At 63.0% G+C, this 20114-nt stretch carries 17 protein-coding genes and 1 tRNA gene; 7 read left to right on the top strand and 11 right to left on the bottom strand.

Features of this window, described 5'->3' with window-relative positions; translation table 11 throughout:
* Window positions 1-2 precede the first annotated feature (2 nt).
* Window positions 3-977: a complex I NDUFA9 subunit family protein gene (locus ABLE85_RS20470; protein ID WP_348794557.1), complete on the bottom strand. Its 975-nt coding sequence runs from the start codon at window positions 975-977 to the stop codon at window positions 3-5.
* A gap of 266 nt (window positions 978-1243) precedes the next feature.
* On the opposite strand from ABLE85_RS20470, the gene ABLE85_RS20465 reads away from it, so the two are divergent.
* Window positions 1244-1444: a CsbD family protein gene (locus tag ABLE85_RS20465; protein ID WP_348794556.1), complete on the top strand. Its 201-nt coding sequence runs from the start codon at window positions 1244-1246 to the stop codon at window positions 1442-1444.
* Window positions 1445-1528: 84 nt separating this feature from the next.
* Here the strand turns inward: ABLE85_RS20465 and ABLE85_RS20460 are convergent, their stop codons facing one another.
* The 5 genes from ABLE85_RS20460 to ABLE85_RS20440 all read right to left on the bottom strand — a co-directional run bounded on the left by ABLE85_RS20460 (window position 1529) and on the right by ABLE85_RS20440 (window position 5843).
* On the bottom strand, window positions 1529-2533 hold the full coding sequence (locus tag ABLE85_RS20460; protein ID WP_348794555.1) for an Ldh family oxidoreductase: 1005 nt from the start codon (window positions 2531-2533) through the stop codon (window positions 1529-1531).
* A 2-nt stretch (window positions 2534-2535) separates the two neighbouring features.
* Window positions 2536-3345, bottom strand: coding sequence for an ABC transporter permease (locus ABLE85_RS20455; protein ID WP_348794554.1), 810 nt, complete (start codon window positions 3343-3345; stop codon window positions 2536-2538).
* Window positions 3345-4046 (bottom strand): ABC transporter permease subunit, encoded by a 702-nt coding sequence (locus ABLE85_RS20450; RefSeq protein WP_348794553.1) that lies wholly within the window; start codon window positions 4044-4046, stop codon window positions 3345-3347. The genes ABLE85_RS20455 and ABLE85_RS20450 overlap by 1 nt, the downstream gene beginning before the upstream one ends.
* 130 nt (window positions 4047-4176) lie before the next feature.
* On the bottom strand, window positions 4177-4974 hold the full coding sequence (locus tag ABLE85_RS20445; RefSeq protein ID WP_348794552.1) for a transporter substrate-binding domain-containing protein: 798 nt from the start codon (window positions 4972-4974) through the stop codon (window positions 4177-4179).
* Between the two features lie 53 nt (window positions 4975-5027).
* Window positions 5028-5843, bottom strand: coding sequence for an ABC transporter ATP-binding protein (locus ABLE85_RS20440; RefSeq protein ID WP_348794551.1), 816 nt, complete (start codon window positions 5841-5843; stop codon window positions 5028-5030).
* Between the two features lie 233 nt (window positions 5844-6076).
* Here ABLE85_RS20440 and ABLE85_RS20435 point away from each other — a divergent pair, with 233 nt between their 5' ends.
* The 3 genes from ABLE85_RS20435 to ABLE85_RS20425 are packed head-to-tail and all read left to right on the top strand — an operon-like array spanning window position 6077 to window position 9158.
* Window positions 6077-6925: an arginine deiminase family protein gene (locus tag ABLE85_RS20435; RefSeq protein WP_348794606.1), complete on the top strand. Its 849-nt coding sequence runs from the start codon at window positions 6077-6079 to the stop codon at window positions 6923-6925.
* Window positions 6922-7572 carry a TetR family transcriptional regulator C-terminal domain-containing protein gene (locus tag ABLE85_RS20430; RefSeq protein ID WP_348794550.1) on the top strand — a complete coding sequence of 217 codons (651 nt, stop codon included), beginning with the start codon at window positions 6922-6924 and terminating at the stop codon, window positions 7570-7572. The genes ABLE85_RS20435 and ABLE85_RS20430 overlap by 4 nt, the downstream gene beginning before the upstream one ends.
* The gene (locus tag ABLE85_RS20425; RefSeq protein ID WP_348794549.1) at window positions 7569-9158 is read left to right on the top strand and encodes a 5-guanidino-2-oxopentanoate decarboxylase; all 1590 of its coding nucleotides are present in this window, start codon (window positions 7569-7571) and stop codon (window positions 9156-9158) included. Before ABLE85_RS20430 ends, ABLE85_RS20425 begins: the two co-directional genes overlap by 4 nt.
* Window positions 9159-9187: 29 nt before the next feature.
* Here the strand turns inward: ABLE85_RS20425 and ABLE85_RS20420 are convergent, their stop codons facing one another.
* The 4 genes from ABLE85_RS20420 to aroA all read right to left on the bottom strand — a co-directional run bounded on the left by ABLE85_RS20420 (window position 9188) and on the right by aroA (window position 14933).
* On the bottom strand, window positions 9188-10837 hold the full coding sequence (locus ABLE85_RS20420; RefSeq protein ID WP_348794548.1) for an MFS transporter: 1650 nt from the start codon (window positions 10835-10837) through the stop codon (window positions 9188-9190).
* A 188-nt stretch (window positions 10838-11025) separates the two neighbouring features.
* Window positions 11026-12732 carry a 30S ribosomal protein S1 gene (gene rpsA, locus ABLE85_RS20415; protein WP_348794547.1) on the bottom strand — a complete coding sequence of 569 codons (1707 nt, stop codon included), beginning with the start codon at window positions 12730-12732 and terminating at the stop codon, window positions 11026-11028.
* A gap of 198 nt (window positions 12733-12930) precedes the next feature.
* On the bottom strand, window positions 12931-13578 hold the full coding sequence (cmk, locus tag ABLE85_RS20410) for a (d)CMP kinase (protein ID WP_348794546.1): 648 nt from the start codon (window positions 13576-13578) through the stop codon (window positions 12931-12933).
* Window positions 13575-14933: a 3-phosphoshikimate 1-carboxyvinyltransferase gene (aroA, locus tag ABLE85_RS20405; RefSeq protein WP_348794545.1), complete on the bottom strand. Its 1359-nt coding sequence runs from the start codon at window positions 14931-14933 to the stop codon at window positions 13575-13577. The genes cmk and aroA overlap by 4 nt, the downstream gene beginning before the upstream one ends.
* A 205-nt stretch (window positions 14934-15138) precedes the next feature.
* Between aroA and ABLE85_RS20400 the strand changes: the two genes are divergently transcribed.
* From ABLE85_RS20400 to ABLE85_RS20390, 3 genes are all read left to right on the top strand, one after another.
* Window positions 15139-15525, top strand: a complete 387-nt coding sequence (locus ABLE85_RS20400; RefSeq protein ID WP_348794544.1) for a TIGR02300 family protein — start codon at window positions 15139-15141, stop codon at window positions 15523-15525.
* 163 nt (window positions 15526-15688) lie between these two features.
* Window positions 15689-15764 (top strand) — tRNA-Ala (locus ABLE85_RS20395).
* A 92-nt stretch (window positions 15765-15856) separates the two neighbouring features.
* Window positions 15857-17608: a site-specific integrase gene (locus ABLE85_RS20390; protein ID WP_348794543.1), complete on the top strand. Its 1752-nt coding sequence runs from the start codon at window positions 15857-15859 to the stop codon at window positions 17606-17608.
* Between the two features lie 162 nt (window positions 17609-17770).
* On the opposite strand, the gene ABLE85_RS20385 is transcribed toward ABLE85_RS20390, so the two are convergent.
* Window positions 17771-20113: a S8 family peptidase gene (locus ABLE85_RS20385; protein ID WP_348794542.1), complete on the bottom strand. Its 2343-nt coding sequence runs from the start codon at window positions 20111-20113 to the stop codon at window positions 17771-17773.
* Window position 20114 lies beyond the last annotated feature (1 nt).

Below are 20114 nucleotides of genomic sequence, written 5' to 3'. Positions count from 1 at the left end.
GTTCAGGCCTCGTTGTCGCGCGAGAACTGGCCGGCGGGGCGATAGCGCCAGAGATAGCTCGGCAGGATCGTCGCGGTCGATTGCGGCATGATTCCGATGCCGGCGAAGGTGCGGCCTTCGCGCTCGGCTTCCGGCGACACCACGTTGTCGGACTTCAGCAGCGTCACCTGGTCGGAGGTCAAAAGCTTGCCGGGCAGCATGCCAAGCACTGCGCCCTGCAGGCTCGCAGCCCACCAAGGCACCGACACCAGCATCCGGCGGCGGTGGATGACATCGAGCATCTCTTCCATGCACTGGCGGAAGGTCAGCACGTTGGGGCCGCCCAACTCATAGATCCGGCCGCGCTCGATGCTGCCCTCGACCGCATGCGCGATCGCCTCGGCGACGTCGACGACATAGACCGGCTGGAAGCGGGTGGTGCCGCCGCCGATCAGCGGCAGAATCGGCGAGAAACGGGCCATGTTGGCGAAGCGGTTGTAGAAACCGTCCTCGGGGCCGAACACGATAGACGGACGGAAGATCGTCGCATCGGGGATCGTCTCCTGCACGGCCCGCTCGCCGCCCGCCTTGGTGCGGGCATAGACGGATTCGGACTGCGCATTCGCGCCCAGAGCCGAGACATGGGTCAGCCCTGCGCCGACGGCGCGGGCAGCCTCCGCAACGGCGCGCGCGCCGAACTCCTGCACCACCGGAAACTTCTGCCGTCCCGATTCGGCAAGGATGCCGACGAGGTTGACGACGTGATCGGCGCCCTCCACGGCCCGGTCGACCGACCAGCGCACGCGTATGTTGGCCTGGACCGGCTGGATCTGGCCCATGCTGCCCAGGGGCTGCAGGTGGCCGGCGAGCTCGGGCCTTCGGCAGGCGACGCGCACGCGATAGCCCCGCTTGGCGAGCGCGCGCACCACATGGCGGCCAATGAAACCGGACCCTCCGAAAACGGTGACGAGTTTGGGGATCTGGAGGATTTCGGTCATGTCTGGCTCCGGTCGTACGCCCTTCTGGCTTGGCTAGGCTCGTTCATAATGATTTTCGCGATAAAGGCAAAGGGCGCGCGAGCCGGCTTTGCGCCGTATTGTCAACAAGAAGAATCCGCCGGAGCGATCGAGCGTGTCGAGCCGTGACATGAAGTTGAATGCCTTATTCATGTTTTTTAGAGGGAACCGAAGGCGTTCTGACCCGTTGACTTTTCGGTTCGCGCCGAGCGCCGGCCACAAATCTCAATGAAATCAAGGAGATTCAGATGAACTGGAACCAGGTTGAAGGTAATTGGGAAAAGTTCAAAGGCGAGGTACAGCAGCAGTGGGGCAAGCTCACCAACGATGATCTCGACGTCATCAAGGGCAAGCGCAAAGAGCTCGCTGGACGTCTCCAGGCACGCTACGGCAAGGACTCCGAGCAGGCCGAAAAAGACATCGACACCTGGCTGAAGCGCCATCACTGAGTCCACCCCCCCATCCCTGACCGGAACTGGAGCCCCGCCGGCGTGTGGGGCTTCTTTATGCGCCGAGGAGAAGGGCGCGGAGGCTCAGCGTCTCTTCCAATTGGCAAGCCGGTCGTACAGCGTCTTGTCGATGGCGATGCCGTCGCGCTCTGCGCGTTCGCGTGCCGCCGCCTTGGCCAGGCCCGGTATGTGCACGCCATAGTCGCCTGAAAGCCGCTTGATCTGGGCGGCCATGCGTTCCGAAAAATCTGGATCGAGGAGCTTGGGCTCCAGCGCCAGTACGAACAGCCCCGCACCCGGGCTCTGCTCGCCGCTGGTGAAGGAAGGCGCGTCGAGCGACCAGTTGGCGCCTGAAAGGCCCGCGGCCAGAACCTCGACCATCAGCGCGATGTTTGCGCCGCGCGCGCCACCAAAGGCGAGCAGGGCACCCTTCACCGCCGCTCTGGCATCGGTGGTCGGCCGGCCTTCCGCGTCGAGCGCCCAGCCCTCGGGGATGGCGCGTCCCTCATGCGCGGCCTTGCGGACATTGACGAAGGCGGTGGCGCTGGAGGCCTGGTCGATCACCAGCGGCGCGCCGCCAGCCACGGGGGCGGCGAAAGCCAGCGGGTTGGTGCAATAGACCGGTCTGGTTGCGCCCGAGCCGGCCAGCAGTGCGGGGCCGTTGGTGGCGGCGAGCCCGACCAGCCCCGCCTCGCCCAGGCGGCCGACGAAATAGCCCAGCGAGCCGCAGGTGAAGGCGTTGTGCTGCGAGAAGACGGCCACGCCAAGCTGCCGCGCGGTCTGCGCAAGGTCGTCGAAGGCGCGGTCAAAACCCAGATGCGCCGAGCCGCCTCTGGCGTCCGACAGTATGATGGCGCAGGCCGGACGCGAAAGCTCCGGCTCGGCCTTGCCGTCGATGCGGCCGGCTTCCAGCGCCTCGAGATAATCGACGAGATGGGCGATGCCGACGGTCGCCTGGCCGTCTCGCTCGGCGTCGACGGAAGCTTTGGCGAGGGCTGCCGCCGTGTCGAGGCTGGCCCCGGCACGCATTGCCGCTTCGCGGCAAAGCGACAGCGCCTCGTCGAGGCCGAGCCTGACAGTTTCGGTCATGCTCACCCCAGTCGCGCCGGAATCCGGGCCTCCAGCTTGCGGAAGGCGAAGACGATGATGCCGGTGATGCAGAGATAGACCAGTGCAAGCAGCAGCAGCGGCTCGTAGACGACAAAGGTCTCCTGCCGCACGCGCGATGCGACGTTATAGATGTCGACCACCGTGATGGTGGCCACCAGCGGCGTGGCCTTCAGTTGCAGAACGGTTTCGCCCGCCAGCGTCGGTAGCGCCCGCTGGACCGCCTGCGGCAGCCAGATGCGGCGGAATATCTTCCAGCGGCTCATGCCGAAGGCCCGCGCGGCCTCGAGCTGCCCGCGCGCCACGCCGGCAAAGGCACCGCGCATCACCTCGCCCTCATAGCCGGCGAAGGAGAGCGTCAGGGCCAGCAGGCCATAGGGCCATGCCTGCCTGAGATAGGGCCACATGAAGGATTCGCGGATCCACGGGAATTGCGGGAAGAGCGAGCCCAGCCCGTAATAGAGCAGCCAAACCTGCAGCAAGAGCGGCGTGCCGCGGATGATGGTGCAGAACGTCTTGGCTGGAACGGAGAGGATCTTTGGCCCGGTGGCCTGGACGAGGCCGAGCGGAATGGCCAGCATGATACCGAGCCCGGCGCTTGCTACCAGTAGCCAGATCGTGCGCCAGATGCCTTCGATGGCAATCGGCAGATAGCGCGGCAGCCAGTCCCAGCGCATGTAGAAGACGGAAGCGAGCACCAGCGCAGCGGCAATCAGTATCAGCACGATCCGGTGCGGCTGAAGCCAGGCTGAGGTCCGTGGGGCGGCTGTCAGGACAGAGGATTCGCTCGACATCACGCCGCGCCCCCCACGGACGGCAGCCCGCGTCTTGCCCAGCGCTCGACCCGGCCGAGTATCAGGTTGGAGAACAAAGTGAGCGCAAGATAGAGCGCGCCGGCGGCCATGAAGAAGGTGAAATAGGCCTTGGTCGCGCCTGCGGCAGTGCGTGTGGTCTGCGTCAGTTCGTTGAAGCCGACGATGGCCAGAAGCGCGGTGTCCTTGGTTGCGATCAGCCAAAGATTGGCAAGGCCCGGTATGGCGAAGGGCAGCATAGCCGGCAAAGTTATGCGCTTCAGCATCAGCATCAGCGGCATGCCGAAGGCGCGGGCCGCCTCGATCTGTCCCTGCGGGATGGCAAGGATCGCGCCGCGCAGCACCTCGGTCGAGTACGCGCCCTGCACGACTCCGAGCACAAATATGCCCGCCACAACACCGTTGATGTCGGCCGGCGGATAGCCCCAGACGGCAAGCACCCGGTTGATGAGGTCGGTGCCGGCGAAATAGAGGAGCAGGATCAGCACCAGTTCCGGAACCGCGCGGACCAGCGTGGTGTAGACCTCGCAGAGGTCCTTGATCACCGGGTTGCCATAGAGCTTGCCGCAGGCGCCGGCTATCCCGATCGTCAGCCCGAGTACCGTGGCGCCGACGGCAATCATGATGGAATTCATCAAGCCCAGGAGCAGGAACGCTCCCCGGCCGGGAGGTTCGAGCGCCAATAGCTCAAGGGTGCCGTGTCCGAAGACGGCTGCAAGGAAGTCAGACAGCTTGGTTCTCCCGCTCGGATGTACAGCCGGCATTCCGGGCGGCGGCGCTATGCACCAGCCGCCCGGTCGAAGGGACTAAGCCTCAGTTGGCCTGGCTGGCAGCGCCGTAGATGTCGAAATCGAAGTACTTCTTGGTGATCTCGGCATATTTGCCATTGTCGCGAATGGCCTTGATGGCGGCGCTGAGCCTTTCCTGCAGCGCGGTGTCTTCCTTGCGCACGCCCGCGCCGACGCCGAGGCCAAGCACTTCATCATCGGGCGCGACTTCGCCCTTGAGGTCGCAGCAGGCCTTGCCGGCGTCCGACGCCAGGAAGTCGCCCAGCGCGATCGAGTCAGCCTGGGTGGCATCGAGGCGGCCGGCGGCGAGATCCTGATTGGCTTCGTCCTGTGTCTGGTATTCCTTGATCTCGGCGGCGGCGTCGCCGAAGTGCTTCTTGGCGTAGGCGGCGTGGATGGTGGAAACCTGGACGCCGAGCACCTTGCCCTTGAGCCCTTCGGGCGTGGCGTCGAACTTCTGGTCCTTGGCGCCGATCACGACCGTCGGCGTGTTGTAGTATTTGCTTGAGAAGTTGATCTCCTTCTTGCGCTCCTCGGTGATCGACATCGAGTTCATGATCGCGTCGATCTTCTTGGTCTTGAGCGCGGGGATCAGGCCGTCCCACGGAATCGGGGTCAGCACGCAGTCGAGCTTCGCTTCGTCGCAAATGGCGTTGACGATCTCGACCTCCCAGCCTTCCCACTTGCCGGAGGCATCCTGGGTGTAGAACGGCGGATAGGCTTCCGGCGAGAAGCCGACCTTGATCTCTTCGGCGTGCGCGGCGGCCATGCCGGCAACGCCCAGCAGCACCGCTGCCGCGGCGATCTTCAGACCTCTGATCATTTGCAAGACTCCCTGTTCTTGTTGAGTGTTCCCGGTGTTTCGTCCGCTTGCATTCAGGAGATGTTGCGGATGAATTGTTTGAGCCGTTCGGATTTCGGCGCGCCGAAGATCTGTTCGGGCGGGCCTTCCTCCTCGACCTGTCCGTTGTGGAGATAGATGACGTGGCTCGCAACCTCGCGGGCGAACTTCATTTCATGGGTGACGAGGATCATGGTGCGCCCTTCGCGCGCGAGGTCGCCGATCACCCGCAGCACCTCGCCCACCAGTTCGGGGTCGAGCGCGGAGGTCGGTTCGTCGAACAGCATGACGCGCGGCTGGATGGCCAGCGCCCGCGCGATCGCGCCGCGCTGCTGCTGGCCGCCCGACAGGAAGGCCGGGTAGACGTCACGCTTCTCGGCGAGGCCCACGCGCGCCAGGAGCTTCTCGGCGGTATCGATGGCTTCGTCGCGCTTGACGCCCAGCACATGCACCGGAACCTCGATGACGTTTTCCAGAAGCGTCATGTGGCTCCACAGGTTGAAGCTCTGGAACACCATGCCGAGCCGCGAGCGGATGCGCTCGATCTGGCGCCGGTCGGCGGGCATGCTGTTGCCGTGGCTGTCACGCTTCAGCCGGATCTCTTCGCCATTGACGCGGATGAGGCCGCTGGTCGGGTTTTCGAGGCAGTTGATGCAGCGCAGCAGCGTCGACTTGCCCGAACCGCTGCCGCCTATGATGGCCACCACGTCGCCGTCGCGCGCCTTCAGCGACACGCCCTTCAGCACGTGCAGATCGCCGAATTTCTTGTGCAGGTTCTCGATGTGGATGGCCTCGGCCGCGCCACTCGACGCCAGGTCCGGTGCGGTGGCGACCGCGCCCTCGGCGCTCATTCCTGGCACTCCACCCAACGCCTGGCGATTCGTCGAAGACTTCTCCGGTTACCCTTCATGCGGCGCGCGATCCTCCCCAAGATCAGCATGGACCCGTTGGCTCGGGCCCGTCAATCCCGCGCATTACGGCACTTGCGGCATTGTTATGCAAGTGTATAAATATCGTCGCGTGAAATTTTGTTCATTTTTTTCAGCACGGAGAGGTGCTCGTGAACGCTTTCGGGTCTCAGTCCATGGCCGCCCCTTTGAGGCGCGTTCTGATGCGCTCCGCCGCCAATTCGATGCGCGGGGCCGATAGGGCGGCATGGCATTACGGGCCCGGTTTCGATCCGGCGAAGGCGGCGGTGCAGCATGCGGCGCTGGCCGAAATGGTAGCGGCTTCCGGCGCGAAGATCGAATGGGTCGAGGATCGCGAGGACGGCCTTTCGGATTCCGTCTTCACCCATGATCCCTCACTGATGACCAATCATGGCGCGGTGATCCTTTCGATGGGCAAGGCCCTGCGCAAAGCCGAGCCGGCGCTGCATGAGCAGACCTATCAGCGCCTCGGCATCCCGGTCCTCGGCCGCATTCAGGCGCCGGGCCAGGTGGAGGGCGGCGACTGCGTGTGGGTCGACGCCCACACGCTTGCCGTGGGCAGGGGTGTGCGCACCAACCAGGAAGGCATAAGGCAGCTCGCCGCCATACTGGGCCCGCTCGGCGTGGAAGTTCTGGGCTTCGATCTGCCGCTGTGGCAGGGTGAGGAGGCCTGCCTGCACCTGATGTCCGTCATCAGCCCTCTGGCCGACGATCTGGCGCTTGTCCATGCGCCGCTTCTGCCGGCCGCGTTCTATCAGATGCTGCGCGGGCGCGGCATCACGCTCGTCCACGGCGATGCCGACGAGTTCCACGTCTCCAACGGCCTCAGCCTCAACGTGCTGCCGACCGCCCCGCGCGAGGTCATCGCGGTGGCCGGCTTCCCCAAGACGCAGGCCGCCATGCAAGCCGCCGGCTGCGTGGTGAAAACCTTCGAGGCCGATGCGCTGTGCATAGCTTGCGAAGGCGGCCCGACCTGCCTGACCCGGCCGATCCTGCGCCAATGAACGACGGTTCCTCCCGCCGCAAGTTCCGCCGCGAGGGCGAGGAGCGGCGGCGACAGGACCTGATCGAAGCGACGCTGGATTGCGTGGCCGAACGCGGCCTACCGGGCGCCACCGTGCGCGCAATTGCCCAGCGCGCCGGCGTGACCGCCGGGCTGATCCGGCATTATTTCCCCGGCAAGGAAGAGCTGCTGCAGGCGGCTTACGCGGAAATCGTCGGCCGCATGACCGAGCAGGCCAAGGCAGCCCTTGCCATGGAAGGCGCCGGCCCGCGCCGTCGGCTCGCCGCCTTCGTCGCGGCCAATCTCGGGCCGCCGGTGGTGGACGCGCGGGTGTTCTCGCTGTGGGCCGGGTTCATCGGCCGGGCCCATTCCGACCCGGCGCTCGCGGTTGCCCACCGCGAGGGCTATCTCGGCTTCCGCGACGAGGTCGAAGCGCTGGTCGCCGAGGTGCTGCAGGCTGAAGGGCGCGCCGCGACCAAGGCCGAGCTGCGCCGCCACGCCATCGCCATTAACGCCATCATCGACGGGCTGTGGATCGAAGGCTGCCTTGCCGGCGACATGTTCGCAACGCGCGAGCTGGCCGACATCGGCATCGCAACGGTCGAGGCGCTGCTCGAATTGAATTTACGTGAGGAGGAAAAGACATGACCACCGTGGGGGAGGCGCTGATCTCATTGCTCGAGGCGCATGGGGTCGACACCGTGTTCGGCATTCCGGGCGTGCACACGGTCGAGCTTTATCGCGGGCTTGCCCGCTCGAAGATCCGCCATGTCACGCCGCGTCATGAGCAGGGGGCCGGCTTCATGGCCGACGGCTATGCGCGCGTCACGGGCAAGCCGGGCGTGGCCTTCGTCATCACCGGGCCGGGGCTCACCAACACGCTGACCGCCATGGGGCAGGCGCGGGCTGATTCCATTCCCATGCTGGTGATTTCAGGCGTCAACGCCTCGCCGACGCTGGGGAAGGGGCTTGGCTTCCTGCACGAGCTGCCCGACCAGCGCGGCATGATGGAGAAGGTGGCGCTGTTTTCGCAGCGCATCGAGCACGGTCATGAATTGCCCGAGGTGCTTTCGCGCGCCTTTGCGCTGTTCGCCTCCGGCCGCCCTGGCCCGGTGCACATCGAGATCCCGACCGATGTCATGGGCAAGCCCGCCGACGGCCTCGCCGCCCACCCGTTTGACGCTTCCGCGCCCCAGGCCGAAGCCGCAACGGTGGCCGAGGCCGCGCGGCTGGTGGGTGCGGCCAGCCGGCCGCTGATTCTCGCCGGCGGCGGCGCCAAGATGGCCGAGACGCCCTTGCGCCGGCTGGCCGAGCTGATCGACGCGCCGGTGGTGGAGACCGCCAATGCGCGCGGCCTCTTGCACAAGCATCCGCTCGGCGTACCGGCCAGCCCCAGCCTGAAGGCCGTGCGGGCTCTGATCGCCGAAGCCGATCTGGTGATCGCGGCCGGCACCGAATTCGGCCCTACCGACTATGACATGTATGGTGACGGCGGCTTCGTGAAGCCGCAAAACCTCATCCGCATCGATATTGATGGCAAGCAGATCGGCCGGCATCCGGCCACGCTCGGCATCCGTGCCGACTGCGGCTCGACGCTTGCAGCGATGGGCGAATTGCTGGCGTCGTCGCGCCGCAATGCTTCGGATGAAGGCTGGGGCGCAGCACGGGCCGAAAGGGCGCGCAGCGAGTCGCTGGAGGAAATCGGCCCGGTCATGCGCGGCCAGGTCGAGGCGGTAGAGATGATCCGCGACGCACTGCCGGGCTCGATCATCGTCGGCGATTCCACCCAGCCCATCTACGCCGCCAACCTCTACTACGATCACGACCGCCCGTCCGGCTGGTTCAACGCGGCCACCGGCTTCGGCGCGCTGGGCTTTGGTCCGCCGGCGGCGATCGGTGCAGCGCTTGCCGTGCCGGATGCGCCGGTGGTCTGTCTCTCGGGCGACGGCGGCTTCCAGTTCACGCTGCCGGAGCTGGGCGCGGCACTCGATGCCGAGGCGCCGGTCATCTTCGTGGTGTGGAACAATCGCGGCTACCGCGAGATCGAAACCTCCATGCGCGATGTCGGCGTCGAGCCGGTCGGTGTGTCGCCCGCGCCGCCGGATTTTTGTCGACTGGCCGAGGCTTATGGCATGGGCGCGGAGAAACTGGAGGCGATCGCTGACCTTCCCGCCGCGCTGAAGCGGGCGCGTGCCGCCGGCAAGGCCTGCCTCATCGAGATCGGGGTGGAGTAGGGGATCGGCGCGGGCATGGCCCGCGCCTCTCAATGATGCAAGTCTATCACCGGCTTCGGCTGGCTGAGCTCGACCGACCAGTCCGTCGGGCGCTCGATCATCCGCCGCACGCGTGGCGGCTCGGCGCCGCTGTGCAGCTTGCGGATACGCTCGCTGACGGCGGCATCGGCATGGGTCATGCGCTGGTTGTGGCGCACATATTCCACCCAGGTCGGCGTGTGGTAGGTCTCCATCCACAGCTCGGGGTTTTCCATGTCGCGCGACAGTGTCCAGTGCCGCGCGCCGTCGCGGCGGCGGATGCGCCGGCGCTCGGCCATCACGTCGAGGAACTCGGCTATGTCCTCTGTGCGGATGACATATTCGATCATGATGGTGATCGGTCCGCTGCGCGGCTTCACGTCGAGCGCCAGATGGGGCTCCTTCCAGCGGTTGAGCGGGTCGAGATTGAGCGCGGTCTGCTCAGGCAGCGTGAACCACTTCAGGCCGAGCGCCGCACCCGCGATCATCAGCACGGCGGAATAGAGCAGCGCCTGGCTTGCGCCGTATTGTTCCGCCAGCAGGCCCCAAACCCAGCTTCCCAGCGCCATGCCGCCGAAGGTGGCCGTCTGGTAGAGCGACAGCGCGCGGCCAACCACCCAGCGCGGCGTCGACATCTGCACCGTGACGTTGAACAAAGACAACGAGACCACCCAGCTCGCGCCGCCCACCAGAAGGGCCGCGCAGGTCAGCCAGGACATGGTGCTGATGCCCGCAATCGCCGCGCAGGCTGCGAAGCCGACGAAGCCGAGGCGCACGGTCCATTCGCTGGACAGCACCTGCCGCAGCCTTGCGCTGATCAGCGCGCCGCCCACCGCGCCGATGCCGAAGGCGCCGAACAACACGCCGTAGAGCAGCGGGCCACCCTGCACGATGTCGCGCGCCACCAGCGGCAAGAGCGCCATCACCGAGATGGCTGTGAAGCCGAAGACGAAGCTGCGCAACAGCACCTTCTCGATGTTGGGCGACATGGCTACATAGCGCAGGCCCGCCGTCATCGCGCCGCCGAATGACTCGCGCGGCAGCGTGCTCGGTGTCACCGCCGGCTTCCAGCGCAGCAGCACGAAGATCAGCGCCAGATAGCTGACGGCGTTCACGGCGAAGGCTGCGGCCGCGCCCGCCGCCGCCACGATCACGCCGCCGAGGGCGGGGCCGACCGAACGGGTGAGATTGAAGCCCATGCTGTTGAGCGCCACCGCCGCCGGCAGGTCGGCGCGCGGCACCATGTCTCCCACCGAGGCCTGCCATGACGGGTTGTTGAGCGCGGTGCCGCAGCCGATCAGGAAGGTGAAGGTCAAGAGCAGCCACGGCGTCATGACCCCGGAATAGGCGGTCAGCGTCAGCACCACCGAAACCACCAGCATGAAGCATTGCGCCGTCAGCATCACCTTGCGGCGGTTGAAGCTGTCGGCGATGGCGCCAGAGGCCAGCGAAAACAGCATGATGGGCAAGGCCGTGGAGGCCTGCACCAGCGCCACCATGTCGACCGAGTTGGAGATCGCCGTCATCATCCAGGCCGCCGCCACGCTCTGGATGAGCCCGCCGAAGTTGGACGCCAGGCTTGCGGTCCAGACGGAGCGGAAGATGCCGTGCTTGAAGGGAGAAAGGGGCGAGACCCGCTCGGTCACGGAATTGTCTTTCATTTCGTCAGGCAGGCCAGTTTGCGGAATTCGGCACGGGCTTCGGTTTCCGTGAATCGTCTGTTTGCGCATCAGCCTAGAGCAATGCGCCGAAAGAGTGAATTCTTCCGCCTTTTGCTGATTGGTCCAAACAAAAACCCCGCCGGATCGCTCCGGCGGGGTTTTCCTTTCGCAGGCATGCGAGGCGACGATTAGTCGTCCTTGTTGCCGCGGTTCTTCAGGGCAGCGCCCAGGATGTCGCCGAGCGAAGCGCCGGAGTCGGTCGAGCCGTACTGGGCAACCGCTTCCTTCTCTTCGGCGATTTCCAGCGCCTTGATCGAGACCTGCAGCTTGCGGGTCTTCTTGTCGAAGGCGATGACGCGCGCATCGACCTTCTGGCCGACGGTGAAGCGCTCGGGGCGCTGCTCGTCGCGATCGCGCGACAGGTCCGAACGCTTGATGAAGGTTTCGATGTCGTGGTCGACGAGACGCACTTCGAGACCGCCATCCTTGATACCGGTCACTTCGGCGGTGACGACGGCGTTCTTGCGCAGTTCGCCCGACGAGGCGGCTTCGCCGACGGCGTCACGCGACAACTGCTTGATGCCGAGCGAGATGCGCTCCTTGTCGATGTCGACGTCGAGCACCTGAGCCTTGACCACGTCGCCGCGGTTGTACTCTTCGATGACCTGCTCGCCCGGACGGTTCCAGTCGAGGTCGGACAGGTGCACCATGCCGTCCACGTCGCCTTCCAGGCCGATGAACAGGCCGAACTCGGTCTTGTTCTTGACCTCGCCCTCGACCTGGCTGCCAACCGGATGGTTGCGAGCGAAGGCTTCCCACGGGTTCTCCAGCGTCTGCTTGAGACCCAGCGAGATGCGGCGCTTGGCCGGATCGACCTCGAGCACGACCACGTCGACTTCCTGCGAGGTCGAGAGGATTTTGCCGGGGTGCACGTTCTTCTTCGTCCACGACATTTCCGAAACGTGGATCAGGCCCTCGATGCCCGGCTCCAGCTCCACGAAGGCGCCGTAGTCGGTGATGTTGGTGACCGTGCCGCGGATCTTCTTGCCGAGCGGGAACTTGGTGCCGATCTCGCTCCACGGATCGCTCTCGAGCTGCTTCATGCCGAGCGAGATGCGGTGGGTTTCCTGGTTGATGCGGATGATCTGCACCTTGACCGACTGACCGATGTTAAGGATCTCGGTCGGATGGTTGACGCGGCGCCATGCCATGTCGGTGACGTGCAGCAGGCCGTCGATGCCGCCGAGGTCAACGAACGCACCGTAGTCGGTGATGTTCTTGACCACGCCCTCGACCACCTGGCCTTCTTCGAGGTTCTGCACGATTTCCGAACGCTGCTCGGCGCGCGACTCTTCCAGAACCGTGCGGCGCGAAACAACGATGTTGCCGCGACGGCGATCCATCTTGAGGATCTCGAAGGGCTGCGGGTTGTGCATGAGCGGGGTGACGTCGCGGATCGGACGGATGTCGACCTGCGAACGCGGCAGGAAGGCAACGGCACCGTCCAGATCGACGGTGAAGCCGCCCTTGACCTGGTTGAAGATGACGCCTTCGACGCGCTCACCCTTGTTGAACTTCTCTTCGAGCTTGACCCAGCTCTCTTCGCGGCGGGCCTTGTCGCGCGACAGCATGGCTTCGCCCAGCGCGTTCTCGATGCGCTCGACATAGACCTCGACGGTGTCGCCGACCTTCAGCGTGCCGTCCTTGGCCTTGGCGCCGAATTCCTTCAGCGGGACGCGGCCTTCGACCTTCAGGCCGACGTCGATGATGGCCATGTCCTTCTCGATCGCGGTGATGGTGCCGCGGACGACCTGGCCTTCGCCCGAGTGACCGTCCGAGAACGATTCTTCGAGCATGCTCGCGAAATCGTCGCGAGTCGGGTTTGCTTGTGACATATGATCTCCTGGAGTGTCCCTCGTGAGGGACTGGCGCCTAGGGTTCGTGTTGCGTTGGCCTGCCGGCGTTCCCGGGCTTTTACAGCCCTGTACCGCTAATCGCGGCTTTCCGGCGCAGGTGAATGCTGGCAGACGGGTTTGTGCCCGATATGGAGAAGTCCGCAGGTTCCGGCAAGGGAATGAAGCGGAAATTCCTGCTCAGGCGGTGCCTCTCTTGGCCATCACGTCGTCGACGATCGATTTTGCCGCAAGAAACGCGGCTTCTATATCCATTTCCGACGTGTCGAGCAAGTGCGCGTCCTCGGCGGGCCTGAGCGGGGAATCGGCGCGCCCCATGTCGCGTTCGTCGCGCCGCACGATGTCGGCAAGGATCTCCGAAAACTCGGCATGGCCGCCCTTTTCCTCGATCTCGTTCAGCCGCCGCCGCGCGCGCACTTCGGCGCTCGCCGTGAGGTAGAGTTTTATGTCGGCCTGGGGGCAGACGACGGTGCCGATGTCGCGGCCGTCCAGCACCGCGCCCGGCGCGGTGGCCGCAAAGGCCCGCTGCTTTTCCACGAGCGCCCGCCGCACCGCAGGGATGACCGCCACCTTGGAGGCGGCCTCGCCCACGTCGTGGGCCGAGAGCACGGCGCGGTCCAACTGGCCGAGGTCGACCAGTCTTGCCGCTTCCAGCGCATGTGCCTCATCGTCGAGCGGCCAGCCCTTCAGGATCAGCATATGCGCCACGGCCCGGTAGGTCAGTCCGGTGTCGAGAAGGTTGAGGCGGTAATAGTCGGCAAGCCGACGCGCCAGCGTGCCCTTGCCGGCGCCCGCGGGGCCGTCGATGGCGATGACGAAGCCCTTCACGCGGTGGGCTCCAGCACCTCGATCTTCGCGCCCATGCCGGTCATCAGGCCCATGAATTCGGGGAAGCTGGTGGCGATCATGGTCTGATCGTCCACCGTGACCGGCTTCTCAGACGCCAGTCCCAGCACCAAAAAACTCATGGCGATGCGGTGGTCGAGATGGGTCCTCACCGTTCCGCCGCCCAGCCCCTTGCCGCCCGGCTTGCCGCGCACGGCGAGCGTTGCTTCGCCTTCGGTGCAGTCGACGCCGTTGGCTTCGAGCCCGCGCGCAACGGCCGCGAGGCGGTCGCTCTCCTTCACGCGCAGTTCTTCGAGGCCCTGCATCACCGTCTCGCCCTCGGCGAAGGCGGCGGCCACCGCCAGCACCGGATATTCGTCGATCATCGACGGCGCGCGGTCGGCCGGCACGGTGACGCCCTTGAGCTCGGACGCGCGCACGCGCAGGTCTGCCACGTCTTCGCCGCCGGCATTGCGCTGGTAGAGGAGCTCGATCCGCGCGCCCATTTCCAGCAGCGTGGTGATGAGGCCAGTGCGGGTCGGGTTCATCAGCACGTTTTCGATGACGATGTCCGAGCCCGGCACGATGAGGGCCGCCACCAGCGCGAAGCCGGCGGAGGAGGGGTCGCCCGGCACCGCGATCGTCTGGCCGGAAAGCTTGCCCTGGCCCTCGATGCGGATGTGGCGCACGCCGTCCTTGTCAGTCTCCACCTCGAGATTGGCGCCAAAACCTTTCAGCATCTTTTCGGTGTGGTCACGCGTCATCACCGGTTCGATCACGGTGGTGATGCCCGGGGTGTTGAGGCCGGCCAAGAGAACCGCCGACTTCACCTGCGCCGATGCCATCGGCACGCGGTAGCTGATGGGGGCGGCCACCTTCGGTCCGCGCAGCGTCAGCGGCATGCGGTCGCCGGGGGCGGCATTGAGCACCTGCACGCCCATTTCGCGCAAGGGGTTCAGCACGCGGCCCATGGGGCGGCCCGACAGCGACGCGTCGCCGATGAAGGTGGTTTCCATGTCGTAGGTGCCGACAAGGCCCATGGTGAGGCGCGAACCGGTGCCGGCATTGCCGAAATCGAGCGGCGCGGTGGGCTCCAGTAGGCAGCCGTTGCCCGTGCCCTGGATGATCCACTCGTCGCCACGCTTCTCGATTTTCGCGCCCATCGCCTTCATGGCTTCGCCGGTGCGCAGCACGTCCTCGCCTTCCAAAAGGCCGGTGATCCGCGTCTCGCCAGAGGCCAATCCGCCGAACATAAAGGAGCGGTGCGAGATCGACTTGTCGCCCGGCATGCGGACCGTGCCAGACAGCGCCGGCGATCTTGCCGCCGTGGCGGGTTGCGGAAGGGCGTGGTGCGACATGAAAAATACCTCTTGGCGAACGCGAAAAACCGTGGTTTTCCGTTTGTTGCGCGGGTCTCCTATCATGGCCCGCCGCGCGGGTCATCCCCTTCCGCGCGCAGCATCAGAATAGGCCTTAGCAGTCCTCGAGAATCATATTGTTTTAGCTTTGACAGCGCCTAAAACAGTGGTTAAGGGGACCAAACTCTGCAGACGAGGATCTACGGTGGCTAAACCAGAACTTGGCACAAAGCGTATCGATCCGGAGACGGGGCGTAAATTCTACGACCTCAACAAGGATCCGATCGTTTCTCCCTACACGGGAAAGACCTATCCCCGGTCCTTCTTCGAGACGACCAGCAGCAAGCCGGTCGACGACGAGGAAGACGAGGTCGAGGATCGCGAAATCGACACCGAGGACGAAGGCGCGGATGTCGTCTCGCTCGAGGATGCCGATGACGAGGTCAAGGGCGACGAGGACATTATCGTGATCGAGGACGAGGAAGACGTCGACCTCGGCGACGATGACGACGATACCTTCCTCGAGGACGAGGAAGAAGACAGCGACGACGTTTCGGGCATCATCGGCGTCGGCGACGACGACGAAAACTGATGTTTCCACAGGTGCGCCGCAAAGTCGGCGCACCTGTTCAAAAAAAGCTCGAAAGAGGCTTGATCTTCTCAAAGGGCGGCGCTAGAAGCCGCCTCACGGTCGGTTCGGGGCAACACCCAAACGACCTTCCCGCCGGAAACGGCACCCGGTTATGCCGGATTGTGGGGCCATAGCTCAGCTGGGAGAGCGCTTGCATGGCATGCAAGAGGTCAGCGGTTCGATCCCGCTTGGCTCCACCAAATTTTCCCTAAAACCGCAGATTTGCGCCATTCTTGGCTTTAAAGCCAAGTGCATCTCGTCAGTTGCTACGCAATCGTGCTACGCAAACGGCATGGATGATATGGCAAGATTTCCCGGATTGCGCCCGAGAGGGCGAGGCGGCATCTTCTACTTTCGCGTTCGCGTACCCAAGGATTTGGTCGAGCGAATCGGCCGTAAGGACATCTGGGTTAGTCTCGGAACCAATGACTTCTCGGTTGCCAAAGAGCGCTACCTTGAACAGTCGCTGAATATGGAACGCGAGTTTGCCGAACAGCGCCGCCGCCGCGATGTCCTTGTTGGCGGCGACAGGAGCGGTTCCACGGATAGAGAGGCTGAAGCCGTTTTGGCAGAGGTGGCGCGCGCTCTGGCGCGGAAACTCGTCGCAGAAGCGCGCACGCTCAATGAGTTCGACAAGACCCGTTATGAATATGATGAGGAGCAAGCCGGCCACATCGCGTCTCAGATTGACGGTGATTTGGTCGACTTACGGGCCTTCAATGAAAATGGCCAGTTGCGAGTATCCCAAGCTGTCAGGCGTTTGCTCAATAAGCAGCCAGTCACTGGACCTTCGTCCCCGTCTGATCCGGCGCTCCGACAGTATGTCCGCCGGGCATTGATCGTCATTGCGGAGGAGGAGCGCGCCCGATTTGCCGGCGACTTTTCGCGGCGGATTATCGACGCCGATTTTCAGGACATCGGCGCGGACGACTTATCGGTGAGGTTCACGCCAGAAGCATCGCTGACGGTCAGGGCCGCTTCGGAGATCTTCTGGAGGCACAAATTTGAAATCAGGCCCCTGAGTGCCAAAACAGAACGCAAATACCGAGCCGCGCTTGATCAGGTAGTCGCCTATCTGGGCGTAGACAGGTACATCGGCACTGTAAGGCGTTCAGACTGCATGCAGTTTCGGGATGTTGTGGCCCGGCTTCCCTCAAACTTCACAAAGCGGGCAGGAAAAGGTCGGAGCTTGGAAGAAGCCGCTGCATTGGCTGACGAGCGGGGGCTCCCCAAGATGGCATTCGAAACGCAGGTTACCTATCTCAACATGATGCTGAGATTTTTGAAGTGGGCGCACAACGAAGAACACATTCAAGACATTAGGCTCGGCGACATTGAGCCTCTAGCAACTAAAGGACGACCTGAAGGGAAACGAAGGTCATTCACCGACCATCAACTCACAGCAATCTTCCATGCCCCCATCTACACCGGATGCATGGACGATGAGTATCGATTTGCTCGACCCGGTCCGCACATAGTTCGCCGCAGCCGATACTGGGTTCCTCTCATCGCGCTCTTCACCGGGATGCGGCTAGGTGAAATCCTTCAACTCACCACCGAGCACATTCGGAAAAGCGAAGCCGGAACGAACTTTATAGTGCTCACTCCGGACATGCGCTTGAAGACGCCAGAGAGCGAGCGTGAAATTCCTATTCACTCCGCCCTCGTGAGCTTCGGTTTCCTCAACTTTGTGGATGAGAAGCGCGCTAACGGCAAGATCGAGCTCTTCGACGATGTTCCACTTGCGTCTGATGGTACGCGAAGCACACTATTTTCCAAGCGCTTTGCGAGTTTTCTGCGATCTGTCGGGATCAAAGATCTTTCCTCTCGCACCTGCTTTCATGTGTTCCGGCACACCATGAAGGATGCTCTAGACAGGGGGCAAGTCCCTGAAGAGCAAAGTGATGCCATATGCGGTTGGACACGAGGCAAGAAAACTGGTCGCCGCTACGGCACCGGCAAAGAAGCCGATACTCTCGCACCATGGATTGAGATGCTAAGCCTCCCGAGAGTGGACCTCAGCCATCTCCGCATGACTGAGTAAGGCGTAGCTCGGCGGCGTTCGGCGCAACCCGCCAAGTACGCTGTGGTCAGCTATTTGCGGTCTGCTTTGGGGAGGTTTCCAGAAGAGTTTCCCGCTGCCGTGCAACGGGGTGCATCTCTTATGCGGTGTGACACCCCCTTTATCCCTTAGTTCGCCTCAGCATCACGTTCTGACCCGAACAGGTGTCTTCACCAGATTGTAGAGCGTGTTAACGTTCTCGTGTCGAAGTTGAACGCATAGCGCAAATTTCTGCGCCTTGATTTCATCAGGAGCCCATCGTCTGGCGCACCATACGGCAACGTAGTAGCGATCTCCGTAACCGCTAATGTCGCTCTTTCCCACGTACGTGCCCACTTGCAATGTACTCCTTTCCCGAAGTTTCGAGCCAATATCAGTTGGGCAGACGAACCTGCTCTCAAACTCAGGTGGTTTCCCCTCGTCTGGCTCCCATTTTCTGAACCGATCGAAGATCTCTTCCGGGCTGGTTCCCCGAAGTAGACGCCATCCCATTGTGATGCCGAGATAGTCTGCTCGGGTATGGCGAACTGGGGGATCAAATGCCAGCGCGACCCTGATTTCTTTGCTGCCCTTCGTCGACTGAAATACGCCCGGGATCGGCACTTCATACACGGCGAAATGGTCCAGTGTTAGGCTGTCTTCGGTATAAAGGACGACCCTACTATCCTCCGATAGTGCAGCATCGATTGGAGAAGCAATTCCGTAACCACAGACGTGCCGCAGGTTTTTCACGGAGAGCGGGTTGTGACGTTGAAGAGGGGCCTGAGGGAGGCGGGCCGATGTTGTAAGTAGTGCCCTGATCAGGTTCGCCGATGCTTTCGGGAACTCTGACATCACAAGTGCGGCCTTGTAAGAAACGTTGGGCGCTGAAAAAGAGGTGCCCGAACGTGATCGGAAGATCCTTTCGAGCGGAGTATGTGCAAATGCCCATACTCCTGCGGAAGGCTTCAGGTTGCCATTCACGAGCCGCTGTGTCGGACCATCCCAAACTGCCGTGCCGCCAAAATCAACGAACTCGGGCTTCACCATGTCCCGAATTCCGGGGCCGGTTCGTGTGAAGGGTGCTGGCTCTTCTTTGCCACAGATGGGCCGGACGCCTACGAGCTCCTCTTCCTCCGAAGACAAGCCATTTGAGTGCGCAATAGCACCCACCGACAGTACGTTAGCGCCGATCGCAGGCGCGATGATCCGGGCGGCGGGTTCAACAAGGATTTCGGGGTAGAGGTTTGTGATTTTGTCGCCATAAGTCGCGGTCAGATCATCTCTATTCCCTGCGGAAACAACAATCACTATGTCGAGATCGCGTGCGAGCCGGTCTAGTGTCGCAGTCCACGGATCAACGCGTGAGCCGTCATAAACTCGTTGAGCATCTCCAAGCGAGATATTTATTATTCGACACCCGAATTCGTCGTGAAGCCTCGTAATAGCGGCCTCCATCAGCGCGGGAACAGATGTCTCCTCGGGGAACTTCCCGTCTTTCGTAGTCACTCTCGCGCTGGCGATCTTAAATTGAGCATCGAAATCGTTTGCCGCGATACGTGCCTGAATATCCCCATACGCAGCTATTGACGCTACGGAAGTGCCATGCCCGCCTTCGTCCTCAGGACCAAAGCTAGCTGAGGCAGAGAATGAACCTGCTTCCGTGGCTGTGAGGAGCTTGTGGCCGAAATTTACCCCGCTATCGACAATCCCAATGACGATCGCATTTTCATTTGGAGGCGCTCCTCCTTCAATCCCTGCTAAGTCCATGTCGCTCAGGTCAGCAGTAGCGAGATCGGGTTGCGGCGGCAGGTCGATGACTGCCACCTCGGGCATTGCCAGCGCTTCGATGACAGACTTGCCGAGACAATTCGCGCGGACGAGGAGCAGGTGTTGTCCATTGTAGACGCTCAGGACTTTACCCGCGTGAGCGCCGATCAACTTCTCCAGCCGAAAAATAAATAAATGAGCGTCGTCCTCGGAATTTGGGCGATGCAGTTCGAAATCGAGAGTATATTCCTGATCTGGCTTAAAGTCGGTGGGGTCACTAAATCCATTCGACCTCAGAACTCTTCCGATTCGATCTTCTGGCTCTACAAGTGAAACGCTTTCGATAGAGCCGATCAGTTGGGCAAACTGAGGATGCTTTTGCCCGTCAGGCGGCCCACTGCGATACGCATCCACCTTTTGGTGGAAGGACGCGAGTGATTTATCGTTAGCGAAGAGGACAGTCGTCTTGTCGCCGTCAATAGAGAGGATGCTGAGACCAAGTTTGCGCCAATCATCATCCTGAATTAGGCCGGCAACTTTGATCTTGAGAATGAGGGAAGGATCGACGCCTTCTATCTGAGGCAGCTTCTTAAAATCGGCCTGCGTAGCATCTATATCAGCCTTGATTTTCTTCCCATGCTCCGAAGGTTGGCGCTGCACTCCTCCGGGGAAGCCGTTCTTGCGTCGCTGAAGCTCTCCCTCAATCCGCTTTAGCGGCAAATGCTCATACGTTGCCATG

The sequence above is a fragment of the Mesorhizobium sp. KR1-2 genome, assembly GCF_040045035.1.
Classification (GTDB): Bacteria; Pseudomonadota; Alphaproteobacteria; order Rhizobiales; family Rhizobiaceae; genus Pseudaminobacter.
The sequence above is the reverse complement of the archived record's forward strand: the minus strand, read 5'-3'. Positions and strand labels throughout refer to the sequence as shown.

Coding starts and splice junctions, on each gene's coding strand:
- ABLE85_RS20470 (WP_348794557.1), bottom strand. CDS start 977: ATGACCGAAATCCTCCAGATCCCCAAACTCGTCACCGTTTTCGGAGGG.
- ABLE85_RS20460 (WP_348794555.1), bottom strand. CDS start 2,533: ATGACCGAAACTGTCAGGCTCGGCCTCGACGAGGCGCTGTCGCTTTGC.
- ABLE85_RS20455 (WP_348794554.1), bottom strand. CDS start 3,345: ATGTCGAGCGAATCCTCTGTCCTGACAGCCGCCCCACGGACCTCAGCC.
- ABLE85_RS20440 (WP_348794551.1), bottom strand. CDS start 5,843: ATGAGCGCCGAGGGCGCGGTCGCCACCGCACCGGACCTGGCGTCGAGT.
- ABLE85_RS20465 (WP_348794556.1), top strand. CDS start 1,244: ATGAACTGGAACCAGGTTGAAGGTAATTGGGAAAAGTTCAAAGGCGAG.
- ABLE85_RS20445 (WP_348794552.1), bottom strand. CDS start 4,974: ATGATCAGAGGTCTGAAGATCGCCGCGGCAGCGGTGCTGCTGGGCGTT.
- ABLE85_RS20420 (WP_348794548.1), bottom strand. CDS start 10,837: ATGAAAGACAATTCCGTGACCGAGCGGGTCTCGCCCCTTTCTCCCTTC.
- ABLE85_RS20435 (WP_348794606.1), top strand. CDS start 6,077: ATGGCCGCCCCTTTGAGGCGCGTTCTGATGCGCTCCGCCGCCAATTCG.
- aroA (WP_348794545.1), bottom strand. CDS start 14,933: ATGTCGCACCACGCCCTTCCGCAACCCGCCACGGCGGCAAGATCGCCG.
- rpsA (WP_348794547.1), bottom strand. CDS start 12,732: ATGTCACAAGCAAACCCGACTCGCGACGATTTCGCGAGCATGCTCGAA.
- ABLE85_RS20425 (WP_348794549.1), top strand. CDS start 7,569: ATGACCACCGTGGGGGAGGCGCTGATCTCATTGCTCGAGGCGCATGGG.
- ABLE85_RS20385 (WP_348794542.1), bottom strand. CDS start 20,113: ATGGCAACGTATGAGCATTTGCCGCTAAAGCGGATTGAGGGAGAGCTT.
- ABLE85_RS20390 (WP_348794543.1), top strand. CDS start 15,857: ATGGATGATATGGCAAGATTTCCCGGATTGCGCCCGAGAGGGCGAGGC.
- ABLE85_RS20430 (WP_348794550.1), top strand. CDS start 6,922: ATGAACGACGGTTCCTCCCGCCGCAAGTTCCGCCGCGAGGGCGAGGAG.